This is a genomic window from Streptomyces sp. NPDC107546, from assembly GCF_055639175.1.
The window spans coordinates 96,615-110,570 of the sequence record NZ_JBVKBA010000020.1 but is presented as its reverse complement, the minus strand read 5'-3'; the positions used below and the strand labels follow the sequence as shown (position 1 = coordinate 110,570).

General features: G+C 71.5%; 14 protein-coding genes and 2 pseudogenes. 6 read left to right on the top strand and 10 right to left on the bottom strand.

Features of this window, described 5'->3' with window-relative positions; genetic code table 11:
* Positions 1 to 59 precede the first annotated feature (59 nt).
* A complete protein-coding gene (locus tag ACZ7L1_RS26695; protein WP_471440544.1) occupies positions 60 to 1,367 on the bottom strand; it encodes an MFS transporter in 1,308 nt (435 codons plus the stop codon).
* 113 nt (positions 1,368 to 1,480) lie between these two features.
* A pseudogene (locus ACZ7L1_RS26690) lies at positions 1,481 to 1,669 on the bottom strand (LysE family transporter); the annotation flags it as partial.
* A 61-nt stretch (positions 1,670 to 1,730) separates the two neighbouring features.
* Between ACZ7L1_RS26690 and ACZ7L1_RS26685 the strand changes: the two are divergent.
* The gene (locus tag ACZ7L1_RS26685; protein ID WP_471440543.1) at positions 1,731 to 2,591 is read left to right on the top strand and encodes a LysR family transcriptional regulator ArgP; all 861 of its coding nucleotides are present in this window, start codon (positions 1,731 to 1,733) and stop codon (positions 2,589 to 2,591) included.
* 20 nt (positions 2,592 to 2,611) lie between these two features.
* Here ACZ7L1_RS26685 and ACZ7L1_RS26680 read toward each other — a convergent pair whose 3' ends face one another.
* A complete protein-coding gene (locus ACZ7L1_RS26680) occupies positions 2,612 to 3,472 on the bottom strand; it encodes a PDC sensor domain-containing protein (protein WP_471440542.1) in 861 nt (286 codons plus the stop codon).
* 385 nt (positions 3,473 to 3,857) lie between these two features.
* Between ACZ7L1_RS26680 and ACZ7L1_RS26675 the strand changes: the two genes are divergently transcribed.
* A complete protein-coding gene (locus tag ACZ7L1_RS26675; protein WP_471440541.1) occupies positions 3,858 to 5,057 on the top strand; it encodes an ABC transporter substrate-binding protein in 1,200 nt (399 codons plus the stop codon).
* Positions 5,058 to 5,103: 46 nt separating this feature from the next.
* On the opposite strand, the gene ACZ7L1_RS26670 is transcribed toward ACZ7L1_RS26675, so the two are convergent.
* The 3 genes and pseudogenes from ACZ7L1_RS26670 to ACZ7L1_RS26660 all read right to left on the bottom strand — a co-directional run.
* Positions 5,104 to 6,591: an FGGY-family carbohydrate kinase gene (locus ACZ7L1_RS26670; RefSeq protein WP_471440540.1), complete on the bottom strand. Its 1,488-nt coding sequence runs from the start codon at positions 6,589 to 6,591 to the stop codon at positions 5,104 to 5,106.
* Complete coding sequence (locus ACZ7L1_RS26665) at positions 6,588 to 6,767, bottom strand: hypothetical protein (protein WP_471440539.1); 180 nt, start codon at positions 6,765 to 6,767, stop codon at positions 6,588 to 6,590. Before ACZ7L1_RS26665 ends, ACZ7L1_RS26670 begins: the two co-directional genes overlap by 4 nt.
* A 51-nt stretch (positions 6,768 to 6,818) precedes the next feature.
* Positions 6,819 to 7,001 (bottom strand): annotated as a pseudogene (locus tag ACZ7L1_RS26660) (hypothetical protein); the annotation flags it as partial.
* 319 nt (positions 7,002 to 7,320) lie between these two features.
* Between ACZ7L1_RS26660 and ACZ7L1_RS26655 the strand changes: the two are divergent.
* Positions 7,321 to 7,992, top strand: coding sequence for an AIM24 family protein (locus tag ACZ7L1_RS26655; protein WP_471440538.1), 672 nt, complete (start codon positions 7,321 to 7,323; stop codon positions 7,990 to 7,992).
* Positions 7,993 to 8,099: 107 nt separating this feature from the next.
* A complete protein-coding gene (locus ACZ7L1_RS26650) occupies positions 8,100 to 8,726 on the top strand; it encodes an alpha-ketoglutarate-dependent dioxygenase AlkB (protein WP_471440537.1) in 627 nt (208 codons plus the stop codon).
* A gap of 207 nt (positions 8,727 to 8,933) precedes the next feature.
* Here the strand turns inward: ACZ7L1_RS26650 and ACZ7L1_RS26645 are convergent, their stop codons facing one another.
* Positions 8,934 to 9,524, bottom strand: a complete 591-nt coding sequence (locus ACZ7L1_RS26645; protein WP_471440578.1) for a TetR/AcrR family transcriptional regulator — start codon at positions 9,522 to 9,524, stop codon at positions 8,934 to 8,936.
* Positions 9,521 to 10,987 (bottom strand): MFS transporter, encoded by a 1,467-nt coding sequence (locus ACZ7L1_RS26640; protein WP_471440536.1) that lies wholly within the window; start codon positions 10,985 to 10,987, stop codon positions 9,521 to 9,523. The genes ACZ7L1_RS26645 and ACZ7L1_RS26640 overlap by 4 nt, the downstream gene beginning before the upstream one ends.
* Positions 10,988 to 11,411: 424 nt before the next feature.
* Here ACZ7L1_RS26640 and melC1 point away from each other — a divergent pair, with 424 nt between their 5' ends.
* Both melC1 and melC2 read left to right on the top strand, forming a co-directional pair.
* A complete protein-coding gene (gene melC1, locus ACZ7L1_RS26635) occupies positions 11,412 to 11,804 on the top strand; it encodes an apotyrosinase chaperone MelC1 (protein WP_471440535.1) in 393 nt (130 codons plus the stop codon).
* A gap of 36 nt (positions 11,805 to 11,840) precedes the next feature.
* Complete coding sequence (gene melC2 / locus ACZ7L1_RS26630) at positions 11,841 to 12,665, top strand: tyrosinase MelC2 (RefSeq protein ID WP_471440534.1); 825 nt, start codon at positions 11,841 to 11,843, stop codon at positions 12,663 to 12,665.
* Between the two features lie 94 nt (positions 12,666 to 12,759).
* Here the strand turns inward: melC2 and ACZ7L1_RS26625 are convergent, their stop codons facing one another.
* Positions 12,760 to 13,194 carry a PPOX class F420-dependent oxidoreductase gene (locus ACZ7L1_RS26625; protein ID WP_471440533.1) on the bottom strand — a complete coding sequence of 145 codons (435 nt, stop codon included), beginning with the start codon at positions 13,192 to 13,194 and terminating at the stop codon, positions 12,760 to 12,762.
* A 57-nt stretch (positions 13,195 to 13,251) separates the two neighbouring features.
* A complete protein-coding gene (locus ACZ7L1_RS26620) occupies positions 13,252 to 13,941 on the bottom strand; it encodes a ribonuclease H family protein (protein WP_471440532.1) in 690 nt (229 codons plus the stop codon).
* Positions 13,942 to 13,956: the final 15 nt, after the last annotated feature.

Below are 13,956 nucleotides of genomic sequence, written 5' to 3'. Positions count from 1 at the left end.
TCCGTAAATCGATCTCTGTGCAATTACCGGGTGACGTGTATTGGGCGCGGATTGCGGATTCAGATCCGGTATGTGCGCAGTGCGGGCGTCGCCATTGCCAGGACCAGGGTCGCCGCGATGACCAGCAGCCCGCCGCCCGCGATGGCGGCGCGAGCGCCGAGGACCGAGCCGGCCGTGCCGTGGAGGGCGTCGGCGAGGCGCGGTCCGCCCGCCACGACGACCGTGAACACGCCCTGCATCCGGCCGCGCATCTCGTCGGTGGCCGCCGACAGCAGGATCGCGCCGCGGAAGACCATCGAGACCATGTCGGCCACGCCGGCGAGCGCCAGGAACGCGACGGCCACCCAGAGGTTCGTGGTCAGGCCGAGGCCGGTGATGGCCGCGCCCCAGCCGATCACCGCGGCGATCACCATGAGGCCGTGGCGGCGGGCGCGGGAGAACGTGCCGGACAGCAGGCCGCCGAGCACCGCTCCGATCGGGATGGCCGCGAACAGCAGGCCGAGCGCGAGGCCTTCCCCGTAGGGCGCGAACGTCTGCGCGGCGAGCTGCGGGAACAGGGCGCGTGGCATGCCGAGGACCATGGCGATGATGTCGGCGAGGAAGGACAGCAGCAGCACCTTGTGGAGGGAGATGTAGCGGAAGCCCTCGGCGATCGCCTGCCAGCCCGCCCGGCTGTTCGCCGAGGCCGCCTGGGGCGGCAGGGCGGGGAGCCGGACGACCGCCCACACCGTGACGCACAGGGCGAGGGCGTCGATCAGGTACAGCTCGGACAGGCCGATGACGGGGATCAGGGCGCCGGCCAGGAGGGGTCCGGCCACCAGGCCGGTCTGCATGACGGTGGAGCCGAGGGCGTTGGCCGCGGGGAGTTCGTCCGCCGGGACGAGACGGGCGATGGAGGCGTTGCGGGCCGGGGAGTTGAGGCCGAAGAAGGCCTGCTGGAGGGCGAGCAGCACCATCAGGACGACAACCGACTCCAGGCCGGTGACGGCCTGCACCCAGAAGAGCACGGAGGTGACGGCGAGGCCGGAGTTGGTGATCAGCATCAGCCTGCGGCGGTCCATGCTGTCGGCGATCGCGCCGCCCCACAGCGCGAAGAGCGCGAGCGGCAGCAGGCCGGCGAGGCTCGCGTACCCCACCCACGCCGACGAGCCCGTGATGTCGTAGATCTGCTTGGGCACGGCGACCGCGGTGAGCTGGCTGCCGACCGCCGTGACGATCGTCGAGGACCACAGCCGGCGGTAGGCGGGGCGGCGCAGCGGGCGGGTGTCCATCGCCCAGCGTCGCCAGCCGCGAGCCCTGGCCTGTGCCGGTTGCGGGCCCTCCTCCGGGGCCGCTCCGTTGTCGGTCGTGCTCTCGCTCGTGTCCACGGACTTCCTTGCCTCGTACACGTTTCAATTCCGGGTTCACTATCACCGATCCTTCCGGCGGACGGACACCCGGGTCGCTCCTGCGGCGTCGGCGGGTGGGCAATGGCCGCGCCTCAGGCGCCGGCCACGAGCATGCCGCCCGTCGTGATCATCGTCGCCGCCACCAGGCCGTCCAGGACCCGCCAGGAGGACGGGCGGGACAGGAAGCGGGCGAGCAGCCGGGCGCCGAAGCCGAGCGAGGCGAACCAGCACAGGCCGGCCAGAGCCGCGCCGAGGCCGAAGGTCCAACGCAGCGCAGCGCGCCGTGGCCGGCCGCGATCGAGCCGCGCGCCGTGGCCGGCCGCGCTGCGGACGCTGCTCGCGGTGGTGGACGAGGGCACCTTCGACGCCGCCGCCCGTGTCCTGCATGTGACGCCCTCGGCGGTCAGTCAGCGGGTCAAGGCGCTGAAGCAGCGCACCGCGCGGGTATTGCCGACCAGGACCGAACCGGTGCGGCCCACCGAGTCCGGCGAGGTCGTCGTGCGGTTCGCACGCCAGCTCGCCCAGCTGGAGGGGGACGCCCGCACCGCGCTGGGCATGACCGGCGCCGGGGAGACGACGCGCCTGTCGATCGTGGTGAACGCGGACTCGCTGGCGACCCGGTTCCTGCCGGCGCTCACCCGTGTGGCCGAGGAACTGGACATCGGGTTCGAACTGCGCCGCGAGGACGAGGCCCGTACGGCCGCCCTGCTGCGCCAGGGGCAGGTGATGGCCGCGGTCACGTCGTCGCCGGACCCGGTCGCGGGGTGCGGTGTGCGGAGCCTGGGGCGGATGCGGTACATGGCCATGGCGAGCCCCGGATTCGTCCGGCGGTGGCTGGCGGGCTGGCCCGAGGTACCGCTGCGGGACGTGCTCGGCGGGGCGCCGGTCGTCCCCTTCGACCGGTACGACGACTTCCAGGACCGGTTCCTACGGGAGCTGCGGCCGTCCGGTGGTGCGCGCGGGCGGCGGCACCTCGTCCCGACGTCGGAGGGTTTCGTGGACGCCGTCGCGGCCGGAATGGGGTGGGGCATGGTGCCCGTGCAGCAGGCCGGGCCGCTGCTGCGCGCGGGGCGGCTGGTGCACCTGGCCGAGGACCGGCCGGCGGACGCGCCGTTGTACTGGCAGCAGTGGGAGCTGGACTCGCCCGCGTTCGCGGCCGCAGCGGTCGCGGCGGCGGCTGAGGAGGCGCTGGCCAACGGCTGACGTGCCGGGCGGCGACCCCGTCAGCCCTCCGCCACCACGAGGACGAGCGGGATGTCGTCGCACGGGACCAGGCGCAGCCCCTGGTGGCGGCCCGGTCGCGCGTCGGCGAGGAGGGCGCCGAAGTCGGGGCCCTTGGTGAGCGAGCCGACCAGGTGGGCCGGGTCGGCCGAAGCCGCCACCCGGCCGCGGGCGTTGACCAGGTGGGCCGGTGCGGGCAGTCGTCGCAGCAGGGGCATCACGGCCGCCTCGAAGTGCCGCAGATACACGTCGGCGGCGGCGACCCCCACGAAGCGGCCCTCGACGTGGACCGGTGCGGACAGGGTCAGGCTGTACTCGTCGGAGCAGAGGTAGTCGACGTAGGGCCCGGCGACCGCGCGGCAGCCGGTGTCACGGGGCAGGGCGAACCAGTCCCAGTGCGTGTAGTCGGAGTACGCCGACTGCCGCGGGTCCAGATCGAGCAGCAGCGGGTGTACCGAGCCGTCGGCGCGGGTCTGCCACCACTCCAGCCAGGCCGGAACGTCGGTGAGCAGACCGGGTGCCGCGATGAAGCCGACGCCGGAGACCAGCTCCTGCCGGGCGAGGTGGAGATGCAGCCCGGGGCGCAGCGCCGCGAGGTCGTCGGTCGCCGGGCGGCGGCCCCGGGCGCCGATACGGGTCAGCAGCGCCGTGGTGTCGGCACGGACCTGGGCGACGGTGTCGAAGACGGCCTCCAGGGTGCCGCGCACCCGAGCCGCGACACCCGTGTCCGTGACCGGATCGAGGAGTGCGGTCGCCGCGCCCGTACGGCTGCTGCCCACACTCGCGGCAGCGCTCGGACCCGTCGGGGCGGGGGGCGGGACGAGGCAGGGCGAGGAGCCGGGCTGCTTCAGGGAGTCGGACATGACCGCGACCGTATACGCCCCGTTCGCCTCACGCATCTTGACTCAGCGTCAACTCCTTTGCCGCCTGCAGAAGTTGAACCGGACGGCAACGCTCCGTAAGGTATTGGCCACGCCGTCGCCCGAAGGCGCCACCCCGGCCTGCGGGCGAACCCCGGGCAGGGTCACCAACCCGCCCGCGGCCTGGAGCATCGCCCGTTCGCCACCGCACCCCGTGGTGACCGGAGCCGCTCCTGTCATCGCGCCACCCCCATGCGGGCACGGTGCGCGGCCCGACCGCCATGCCGCTCATCCGCGTCGCATCCTGTACGCCCGCGCAGCCACTGTCACCCACCGTCACATTTTCACCCCCGATTCCCCCCACTCCCCCACACCCGTGGAGACTTCCTTGCGACTGAACAGATCCCTCAAAACGACGGCCGCCGCCTGCTCCCTTCTGCTCGTCAGCGCCTGCGGACTGTTCGCCGAGTCGAGCGCGTCCTCCTCGGCCGGCTTCAACCCGCCGGACCTGAAGGCACAGTCGGAACTGGGCCGGACGGAGGGGCAGGTGAACCTGATCTCCTGGGCGGGCTATGTCGAGGACGGATCCTCGGACCCGAAGGCGGACTGGGTCACTCCCTTCGAAAAGCAGACAGGATGCCAGGTTCACAACAAAGTGGCGGCCAGCTCGGACGAGATGGTCAAACTGATGAAGACCGGCGCCTATGACGCCGTCTCCGCTTCGGGCGACGCCTCCCTCAGGCTCATCGCCTCCGGAGAGGCGGCCCCGGTGAACACGGACCTGGTGCCCAACTACAAGGACGTCTTCTTCGGGCTGAAGAACCAGAACTGGAACTCCGTCGACGGCACGGCGTACGGCATCCCCCACGGCCGCGGCGCCAACCTGCTGATGTACAACACCAAGGAGGTCTCGCCCGCCCCCGTCTCCTGGTCCGCGGTCTTCGACGACGCGGCCAAGTACAAGGGTCACCTCACCGCGTACGACTCCCCGATCTACATCGCGGACGCAGCCCTGTACCTGCACGACACCCAGCCGGGACTGGGTATCGAGAACCCCTACGCGCTCGACCAGAAGCAGTTCGAGGCGGCCGTCGACCTGCTGAAGCGGCAGCACGCCAACGTGGGCGAGTACTGGAGCGACTATCTGAAGGAGATCGCCGCCTTCAAGAGCGGCGACTCCGTCATCGGCACCACCTGGCAGGTCATCGCCAACCTCGCCCAGAGCGAGGGCGCCGAGGTGAAGGCCGTACTGCCGCAGGAGGGCGCCACGGGGTGGTCCGACACGTGGATGCTCTCGTCCAAGGCGAAGCACCCCAACTGCGCCTACAAATGGATGAACTGGATCATCTCCCCGAAGGTCAACGCGGAGGTCGCCGAGTACTACGGCGAGGCGCCCGCCAACATCAAGTCCTGCGACCAGACCAGCGACCCGGCCTTCTGCGACACCTTCCACGCCACCGACGAGAGCTACTGGAAGGACATCGCGTTCTGGACGACGCCCATCGAGCAGTGCCTCGACGGACGTACGGACGTCAAGTGCGTGCCGTACACGAAGTGGGTGCAGGCCTGGACCGAGATCAAGGGCTGACCCGGCTCTGAAGGGCGTCCGCCGTGCCGCCTCGGCGCGGCGGACCTCACGCCGGCGGGGCCTTCGCGGTCTCGCGCTGGTGACGGGCGAGCGCATGCCCGATGTCACGGGTCGCCGGGTACAGCCGCAGATACAGGTCGTAGAGGTCGTCGTAGCGGGACCGCGGGCGGGCGTCGGGGGTGACGCGCTCGCGCACCGGGTTCCAGTCGTCGATGTCGGTCTCCCCGATCGCGCTCGCCGCCAGGAACGCGGCGCCGTAGCTGGCGCCGAGCGTGACGGTCCTGATCTCCTGTTCGAGGCCGGTGACATCGGAGACGATACGGGTCCACAGGCCTCCGCGGGTGCCTCCGCCGACGGCGACGACCCGGCGGATGTCGGCACCGGCCGCGCGCATCGCCTCCACGTTGTGCCGTACGCCGAACGCGGTGGCCTCCAGCGCGGCGCGGTAGAGGTCGCCGCGGGTGTGCTCCACGGTCAGTCCGGCGATCACTCCCCGGGCGTCCGGGTCGGCGACCGGGGTCCGCTCCCCCGCGAAGTAGGGCAGCATCAGAAGGCCCCTGGCGCCGGCCCCGGAGGCCTCCGCCTCGGCGAGCAGCGCGTCCGCATCGCCCTCGCCGAGCAGGTCCCGCAGCCAGTCGGTGATCACCCCCGAGGTGGCCATACCGCCCGCGAGGCTGCGCGTCCCCGGCAACGCGCCGACGGTGCTCCACAGTTCGGGCACGAGCAGCCGCTCCGACACGGTGTTGATGAGGAACATGGTGCTGCCATACATGAGCATCAGGTCGCCGGTGTGCTGGGCGCCGACGCTCAGCGCCTCCGACCAGGCGTCGATCGTCCCCGTGACGACCGGGATGCCGGCGGGGAGCCCGGTGATCGCGGCCGCGTCGGCGGTGACGTGGCCGGCGATGTCACCGGGCCAGTACAGGGGCGGCAGCTCGAGGTCCGGTGCGATACGGCGCGCCCAGGGCCGGTACCAGACCTGGGCGGTGGAGTCGTACAGCGGCACGGACTGGCTCGCCGAGTGGTGGTCGAGGACGTACCGGCCGGTGAGCCGGTTGACCAGGTAGGAGCTGGGCATGTACAGCCGCCGGGCGCGGGCGGCGACGTCGGGGCGGTGCTCCCCGAGCCAGGCGATCTTGGGTCCCACCGCCTGGGTGGACAGCAGGGATCCGCAGCGCCGCAGGACCGCGTCGCGGCCCAACTCGGCGTCGAGACGGGCGATCTGGGCGGTGGCGCGGGTGTCGACGCCGTAGAGGATCGCCGGGTGCAGCGGGGTGTCCGTCTCGTCGGCGAGGGCGACGCAGGGGCCCATTCCGCTGACGCCGACCGCGTCCACGTCGGTGCCGGGGGCTAGCAGTTCGTGCGCGAGCGATACGAACTCGTCCCACCAGACCCGGGCGTCCATCTCGACGTGGCCGGGGGTGGGGCGGCTGACCGTGTGCGGGCGCGTGGCCGTGCGGAGAACCGTTCCGTCGTCGCCGACCAGCACGCCTTTGCCGCTGGACGTTCCGATGTCGACACCGAGCACCGTCATTCGTTCCCGTCCTCCCGCATCGAGACTCCCGGGACATCGTTCCCCGCTTCGCCGCCGATCACCGGTCGAACGGGAGAAGCCGGCGCCGAGCGGCGTGGCGTCGCCCAGAACCCCGCGTCCGTGCCGAGCTCCAGGCCGAGCAGGACGTCGTTCTCGGTGGAGCGGGCGGTGAGCATCTATACCGGGTGTCGTCGTCGCGGCGCAGCACCCGGCACACACGGCCGATGCCCGCCCCGGCTCCCCCCGAGCGGGCGGGTCCAGTCACGCGGTGACGTGCCCGGCTTGCGGTTGTAGTTGATGGCCACCACGTAGTCGAAGGCGCCGGCGAGCGACTCGCCCTCAAAGCCGGTGCCGAGGGCGGTGAAGCCGTGGGAGTGGTCGTACGGCGGCCGGGTGCCGGGGCCGGGCAGTTCCTCGGGCGCGTCCGGTGGCGCCGCGGGCGAGGACGCGGGTGCGGGCGGGCCCTTGGCCCCGTCGGCGGCGATGGCCGCGCGCGTCTGTGCCGCCCCGCCGCCCGACTGGCACCCGGCCGGCAGCAGGGAGGCGGCGAGCACGGCTGCCGGTACACGTATTGCTGTGATCATGCTTCGACGGTGACTGAGACATGTAAAGAAGTGGTGAGGACGCGACCCGTCCGAACCGAACTACTCATGAAGAACCATGAGTTGTTGCGGTTTCAGAACAGCCGTGATCTTGGCGGAGCGGAGCCGTCCGGGACAGGATGCCCGCATGAAGGGTGATCTCTTTTCCAGTGACCACATGGTGCAGCCCGCCGCCGCCCCGGGCATGTCCCTACAGAACGCCAAGTCCATCCGGTACGTCGTCGGCGGCGAGATGTTCGCGCGGCAGGGCTCGATGGTTGCCTACCGCGGGGACCTGAGGTTCGAACGCAAGGGCCAGGGCGTCGGCGGAATGCTCAAGCGGGCGGTCACCGGTGAGGGACTGCCGCTGATGTCCGTGCGCGGGCAGGGCGAGGCGTGGTTCGCGCACGAGGCGCAGAACTGCTTCACCGTGGACGTCGAGCCGGGTGACGAGTTCACCGTCAACGGGCGCAACGTGCTCTGCTTCGACGCGAGCCTGTCGTACGAGATCAAGACCGTGAAGGGCGCCGGGATCGCCGGCGGCGGGCTGTTCAACAGCTTGTTCACCGGGCATGGCCGACTCGGCCTGATCTGCGAGGGCAATCCGCTGGTGATACCCGTCACGCCCGAGCTGCCGGTGTTCGTCGACACCGACGCGGTGGTGGGCTGGACGGCCCGGCTGCACACCTCGCTGCACCGGTCGCAGTCCATCGGCTCGATGCTGCGCGGCGGTTCGGGTGAGGCGGTGCAGCTGAAGCTGGAGGGCGAGGGGTACGTCGTCGTACGGCCCAGTGAGCTGACTCCGCAGAAGGAGCACTGACGAAAAGGGGCCCCGCTCCGCGAAGGGAGCGAGGCCCCTGCTGGTCAGTGCACGCATCACCGGGACGCGATTGAACATACATTCGAATCGCGCAGTACGCTGCCTGTATGGCCGCGCATCTCCAGGGCTCGCTGTTCGACCAGACCGACGACATCCGGCTCGGCTCGCTCGACGGGCTGCGGCGGACTCATCTGGGCGCCGGGGCGTGGATCGATGTGCTGCCGGGCTGGCTCGGCGGGGCCGACGCGCTGTTCGTACAGCTGGCCGAGGAGGTGCCCTGGCGCGCGGAGCGGCGGCACATGTACGACCACACGGTGGACGTGCCGCGGCTGCTGGCCTTCTACCACGCCGGGGACCCGCTGCCGCACCCCGTCCTGGAGGAGGCGCGCGACGCCCTGTCCGCGCACTACGCGACAGAACTCGGCGAACCCTTCGTGACGGCCGGTCTCTGCTACTACCGGGACGGCCGGGACAGCGTCGCCTGGCACGGGGACCGCATCGGCCGCGGCGCACGGGAGGACACCATGGTCGCCATCCTGTCCGTGGGCGTGCCGCGTGATCTGGCACTGCGACCGCGCGGCGGCGGGCAGGCCGTTCGGCGCCCGCTCGGGCACGGGGACCTGATCGTGATGGGCGGCTCCTGTCAGCGGACGTGGGAGCACTCGATCCCGAAGAGCAGCCGGGCGACCGGACCCAGGATCAGTATCCAGTTCCGGCCGGCCGGGGTGGGCTAGTGCTGTGGCCGGAAAGGTTTGCCGGAAAGCTCGCGGCGTCCGGTGCGGTGCATCGCAAAGCGGAGCGTCGCCCGCGTACCGGATGTACTCGGGCGATGCGACAACGCGGCGAGGTGCCGTGCCGGGCGTCGCGAGCCGGTGAACCTTTCCGGCCACAGCACTGGAGTCCGGCTTTAGGATCAGCTCGGCTGTAAGGAACAGTCCTGTTCACCCCGGGTCAGGGTTCAGCTGTGCCTGTACGGCCGGTGCCCATCGGTCGGCGATGTCGTCGAGGTCGGCTGCGCGCAGGTGGGTGCCGCGCGCAATGCCGAACATCACGCCGAGGCCCAGCAGGGCGCTCACCGCGAGTTCGGCGCGCAGGCCCGCGTCGGGACCGCTCAGACGCGCGGCGAGGCGGTCGCTGACCTGGGTGCGGAAGTTGGCGCGCAGGATGTCGCCCTGCTCGCCGTGCAGGGGCGCGAAGACGATGCGCAGGAGCGGGTCGGCTCCCTGTCGCGTCTGGCTGAGCAGCACATGGCGGACCATGTGCCGGCCGAGGTCCTCGAGCGGTGCGTCCAGCAGGGCGGCGGAGTCCGCCTCGAAGGACATCACCTGGGAGAAGAGGGTGTCCTTGTTCCCGAAGTACTTCAGGATGAGCGGCGGGCTGACCCCGGCCCGGTCGGCGACCGCCTTGAGCGTGATGTCCGCGTGCGCGTGCCGGGCGAGCAGATGACGGGCGGCGCGCAGGATGGCGGCCTTGGTCGTCTCGGCGTCGCGGCGGGTGGGGGCGGTGGCCGGTGACGTGGTCACGGTGCTCAGGCTCCTTCCAGCGCCGTGTCGGGCGACGGCGTCCTGCGCCCGGGGGTGCCGCCCGGAGTGCGGTCCCCCGGGATGGCGAGGGCGGTGGCACACGCCACGAGGGCGACCGTACCCGCCATCGCGAACGCCAGCAGATAGCCGTGCAGCGTGGGGACGGGGGCGCCCCCCACCAGGGCGGTGTGGTGAACCAGAACGGCGGCTACACAGGCGCTGCAGGTGGCCTGGCCGATGGTGCGCATCAGCACGTTGACGCCGTTCGCGGAGGCGGTCTGCCCCGCCGGCACGGCGCGCAGGATGAGGGTGGGCAGCGCCGAGTAGGCGAGGGTCGTGCCGGTGGCCACGACCGACGCGCCCACGATGATCATCCACAAGTGGCGGCTGTCCGCGATGCGTACGGCGTATCCGAGGGTGAGCACGGCCGCGCCGAGGGCGAGGGTGGTCCGGGGGCCTCGGGCCTGCGAGATGCGGGCGGACACCGGGGAGAACAGCAGCATGATCACTCCGCCGGGCAGCAGACACAGACCGCCGCCCACGACGGACAGGCCGAGCCCGTAGCCGGTGGCCTTCGGCGCCTGGACGAGCTGTGCCGTCACCAGCGAGTTGGCGTAGAAGCCGAAGCCGACCAGCAGGGCGGTGAGGTGCGGCAGGGCGACGCGGGGGCGGGCGGCCAACCGCAGGTCGACGAGGGGCCGTTCGGCGCGCAGCTGTTGCAGGCACCACAGAGCCAGGACCAGCACGCTGCCCGCGAACAGGCCGAGGATCCGCGCGCTCCCCCATCCCCAATGGCCGCCCTGCGACACGGCCAGCAGCAGACAGACCAGCCCCGCGGCAAGGCCCAGTGCGCCGAGGACGTCGAAGCGTCCGGGGGCGCGGACGGGCGACTCGCGCACCGCCCACCGGGCGAGGGCGAGACCGGCGGCGCCCAGGACGGTGGTCACCCAGAACATGGCGTGCCAGTTCACGTACTGGATGACGAGCGCGGCCAGCGGCAGGCCGAGGGCCGCGCCGATGCCGACGGTGGAACTCATGAGGGCGACCGCGGATCCGGTGCGCTCGGGCGGCAGCTCGTCGCGCAGGATGCTGATCGACAGCGGGACGACCGCGGCGGCCGCGCCCTGGAGCGCCCGCGCCGTGATGAGCACGCCGATGTCGGACGAGAGCGCGCAGAGCACCGAGCCCAGCGTCATCAGGGCCAGTGCGGTCAGCAGCACCCGTCGCTTGCCGTACATGTCCCCGGCGCGCCCGAGCACCGGGGTGAGCACTGCTCCGGACACCAGGGTGGCGGTGACCATCCAGGAGACGGCGCCCGCGGAGGCGCCGGTGAGCCGGGGCAGGTCGGGCAGCAGGGGGACGACGACCGTCTGCATGACGGCCATGAGGATGCCGCCGAAGGCCAGCGCGGGAACCGCCGGCCGGTCGCGCGCTTCCGGCCGCCCGGCCGGTCCGGCGGCTATGGGGGCCATGCGCACTCCAGTGGATCGACAGGGGGAATCCCGGTGAATGGCGATTCACCATAGCGGGTGAATGGCCATTCACCCAAGGATTCACCCAGGGAATCACCAAGGTTTTGACGCTGGTGACGTCGCCCGATCCCCCAACAGCCCTGCCGACGAAGGCGGTTCGCGCCACATATGAGGCGTGAGCCGGGCCACGAGACGGCCGTCAGGAGAGAAAGATCCACTTCCAAACCCCCTGGAGAAAGCGGAATTTCCTGTTCCAACGCCCCCCGATCAGCCGCGACAGCAAGATCATCTTGGTTCAACTTTGTAGGGCAAGGCGGCAATTGTCCTGATCGTAGCCAACCACCATCGCTCGATTTCCAGGGCTCACCGGTCGGCGGATAGGCAGGACACATCACATCAACCCCCTTCGTCCCGGAGGATTCGTATGCCCCGACTCACCCGCCGCCGCGCCCTCGCGGCAGGGGCCGCCGTCGCCGCCACCGCCGGCCTGTCCACCCCGTCGGCCGCGGCCCCGGGCCACAGCCACGACGACAGCCACGACGACAGCCCTGGACACAGCCACGGCCACGGCGCGCCGGAAGCCTTCGACGAAGTCTGTCTGGGCCGCCGGATACAGGGTCGCCCGCTGGTCGGCGGCCACCACCACGGTGCGGGATACGGCGTGTTCATCGACGGGGTCGAGCTGCACGTGATGCGCAACGCGGACGGCAGCTGGATCAGCGTGGTCAGCCACTACGACCCGGTGCCGAGCCCGCGTGCCGCCGCGCGCGCGGCCGTGGTCGAACTGCGGGGCGCCCCGCTGGTCCCCCTCACCTGATCGCCCGCACCCAATATCTTTCGGAGCCTCCCGCACATGACCGTACGCAAGAACCAGGCGACGCTCACGGCCGACGAGAAGCGGCGGCTGGTCGCCGCGCTCGTGGAACTCAAGCGCAGCGGCCGCTACGACGCCTTCGTCACCACCCACAACGCCTTCATCATGGGCGACACCGACACAGGGGCCCGGACGGGGCACCGCTCGCCGTCCTTCCTGCCCTGGCACCGCAGATTCCTGATCGAGTTCGAGCGGGCGCTCCAGTCCGTCGACTCCTCCGTCGCCCTGCCGTACTGGGACTGGACCGCCGACCGCTCGCCGCGCGCCTCGCTGTGGGCACCGGACTTCCTCGGCGGCACGGGGCGCCCCCTGGACGGACGGGTGATGGACGGGCCGTTCGCCGCGTCCACCGGCAACTGGACGATCACGGTGCGCGTGGACGGTCGCACATATCTGCGGCGCTCGCTCGGCGGTGGCGGACGCGACCTGCCGACCCGGGCCGAGGTCGACTCCGTGCTCGCGATGTCCACGTACGACACGGCGCCCTGGAACAGCGCGTCGGACGGCTTCCGCAACCATCTCGAAGGATGGCGGGGCGTCAACCTGCACAACCGCGTCCATGTGTGGGTGGGCGGTCAGATGGCCACCGGGGTCTCCCCCAACGACCCGGTCTTCTGGTTGCACCATGCCTACGTCGACAAGCTGTGGGCCCAGTGGCAGCGCCGCCACCCCGGCTCCGGCTACCTTCCCACGGGCGGCACACCGGACGTCGTCGACCTGGAGGAGCCGATGAGGCCGTGGAACGACGTGCGCCCGGCCGATCTGCTGGACCACAGGGCGTACTACACGTTCGACACCGACTGACGGCCCGGCCCGGACATTCGCCGCCGACCGACGGCCGGGGGCCTCGGCAGCGGACAGCCGGCTCGCGGGGTTGTGACAGGGATTCCCGGCCCTCTCAGTGCGAGGACGACGCCCAGGGCCCGACGCCGCCGACGCGCTCGATCGTGTAGCGCACGATGAACCCGGGTCCCCTGGGTGCCGGGAACTCGGCGTCCGGGGCCATGTAGACCTTGGCGAGGCGGTTGAGCAGGTCCCAGGCGCCGTCGCTCGACTCCACCGCGGCCCGCGCCCGCAGTACGGCGTACTGGTTCAGGAAGACCCCGGGCACGCGCGGGGCGTCGAAGGACAGCACGACCCGCGGGTCCCGCTCGATGTTGCGCAGCTTCACCTGCCGCGCCATATGGCCGCTGACGACGTCGTCGCCGTCCAGTCCGATCCAGATGACGGTCACCTGAGGGCTCCCGTCCGGGTTGATGGTGCTCAGATGCGCCATGGGGCCGGACTCGATCAGCTCCCGCAGCTCATCCGGCAGACGGCTGTTCCCGTTCATGGCTCAGGAACGTACCGCTCAGTGCGCGAGGGCGCCCGGGAACCACGGAAACTCGTCTCAGGTGTCGTCGGCCGTACGGCAGTCCGGGTGACCCCAGCCCTGGGCGTTCTTGGCGATGGGCTCGCCCGCCGCGTACGGGCGGCCGCAGACGCAGCGGCCCGGGAATTTCGCCTTGATCGTGCGCGTGGTGGTCCGCTTCCGCGCGGGCGCGCCACGGCGGGCGGGGGCGGCGGCGGCCGGCTCGGGCGACGGCGGCGGCTCCGGGGAGCCGTAGGCGCTGCCCGCCGGCTTCTGCACGGTGGCCGCCTGGCTGGCGGCGCGGTCCGCGAAGTCGTTGAGGCGGTCGCCGCCGACCTGGTGGGCGGGTACGTAGCGGAACTCCACCTCGCGGCCCGCGAGCAGCTCGTCGATGCGGACGACCAGTGCCTGGTTGGCGACGGGCTTGCCGGCGGCGGTCTTCCAGCCCTTGCGCTTCCAGCCGGGCAGCCAGGTGGTGACGGCCTTCATCGCGTACTGGGAGTCCATGCGGATCTCCAGCGCGATGCCCGGGTCCACCGCGCTCAACAGCCGTTCCAGCGCGGTGAGTTCGGCGACGTTGTTGGTCGCGGTGCCCAGCGGGCCGGCCTCCCAGCGGCTCGGGATCTCGTCGAGGTCGGCGACGACCCAGGCCCATCCGGCGGGTCCCGGGTTTCCCTTCGAAGCCCCGTCGCAGGCGGCCACAACACGTTCAGGCATGCCCCTGATCATGCCACGCCCCGGCCG